Below are 1,507 nucleotides of genomic sequence, written 5' to 3'. Positions count from 1 at the left end.
CTCCCCTCCGAATCTCCACAGCACGGCAGGCCCTGGCAGGCAACACAGCACCGGAAGGAATCTGAATGATGCTGTCAAGCGGCGGCAGGAGCAAGACGCGGTTCGAGGTTGAACGTGCGGCGGTCGCGCAGCAGCGCCCAGAGAACGTCGACGAGGCGTCGGGCGAGCGCGAGGACGGCTTGCTTGTGGGTGCGGCGTTCGCCTCGTTTGCGGTCGTAGAAGATGCGCGATGGGCCTGCGACTTTCAGGCTGCTGAGCGCGGCCATATAGAAGACGCGGCGAAGTCGGCGGTTGTAGCGTTGCGCGCTGCGCAGGTTGCCGGTTATTCGACCCGAGTCGCGTGGGACGGGCACAAGGCCAGCGTAGGACGCGAGATGGCCGGCGTTGCTGAATTCGCTAAGGCGCCCGTTGGTGGCAACCATGAATTCGGCGCCGAGAACGGGCCCGAGTCCTGGCATGGACTCAATGATGACTGCGTCGGGATGCTGGTGGAAGCAGTCGGCAATCAGTTTGGTGACGGCTTTGATCTCGTGATCGAGGTCGAGCAGTCGGGTGGCGTGGCGGGCGATCAGCACTGCGATGGTGGCCTCGCCGGGCAGGGAGATCGTCTGCTCGTGTGCGGCAGCGATGGCGGACGCGGTGAGGGCTGGAACGGAACGGCCGTTGCCGGCTCGCAGGTGCGCGATGACCTCAGTGGGGTCGGCGGTGCGCAGCCGGGCGGGGGTCTGGTAGCCGGTCAGCAGTACCAGTGCCGAACGGTTGGTGCAGTCCAGGATGCGTTCGAGGCCGGGAAAGATGCTGGTCAGCAGGCTTCGGAGTCGATTGACTCCGCGTACCCAGTCGGCGACGAGGTCTTGTCGATGGGCGGTGGCCTGGGCGAGCTCGACCACGCGGTCATCGAGTGGACGGATCCGGCTGAGGTCGCCCCGCATGCGTGCGGTCTCGGCGATCACACGGGCATCCTTGGCGTCGGTCTTGGCTTCGCCGCGGAACACGGTGCTCATCTGGTGCACCACGCGTCCGGGCACGTAGACAACGTGCTGGTCGCGGGCGGTCAACAGGGCGATCAACAACGCCGCAGCGCTGCTGGTTAGGTCGATCGCCCACCGAACCTCGGCGGCGGTCTCGATAGCTCGATCGATGAGCTGCTCGATGGCGGCCTGGCTGTTGTCGACCTTGAACGAGAAGACCACTTTCCCGTCGGTATCTGTCGCGCACGCATGATGCGCGGTCTTTCCCACATCGATACCGACCCACATTCGGGAAGCGGGAAGTTCCACGCCGTCTCCAAGCTGATTCGAGTTCGATCCCCCAATGGACGGCCCTGCCAACAGGTCCTTAAACAGCGACGGTTCGCAACAGATCTGAATGAGTGGTCAGGACGTCCAGCACGACAGGGCGGCTGATTCCTTCCAAGCCACACCGTGCGGCAGACACAGAGAAGCCACACCCCATCGCCCTGGGTATCCGGGGCGCCAACCCCGAACAAGATCGATCTTAAGGACAC

General features: G+C 64.4%; 1 protein-coding gene. It reads right to left on the bottom strand.

The genetic code is table 11. From position 1 onward, the window contains the following. Nucleotides 1-74: 74 nt before the first annotated feature. Nucleotides 75-1,259, bottom strand: a complete 1,185-nt coding sequence (locus TOK_RS30020) for an IS110 family transposase (RefSeq protein WP_374754948.1) — start codon at nt 1,257-1,259, stop codon at nt 75-77. Between the last annotated feature and the right edge of the window lie 248 nt (nt 1,260-1,507).

It is taken from the genome of Pseudonocardia sp. N23, assembly GCF_002583555.1.
Classification (GTDB): Bacteria; Actinomycetota; Actinomycetes; order Mycobacteriales; family Pseudonocardiaceae; genus Pseudonocardia.
The sequence above is the reverse complement of the archived record's forward strand: the minus strand, read 5'-3'. Positions and strand labels throughout refer to the sequence as shown.

Excerpts from the sequence above, each read along its gene's own strand:
- TOK_RS30020 (WP_374754948.1), bottom strand. The coding sequence starts at position 1,259 with ATGTGGGTCGGTATCGATGTGGGAAAGACCGCGCATCATGCGTGCGCG.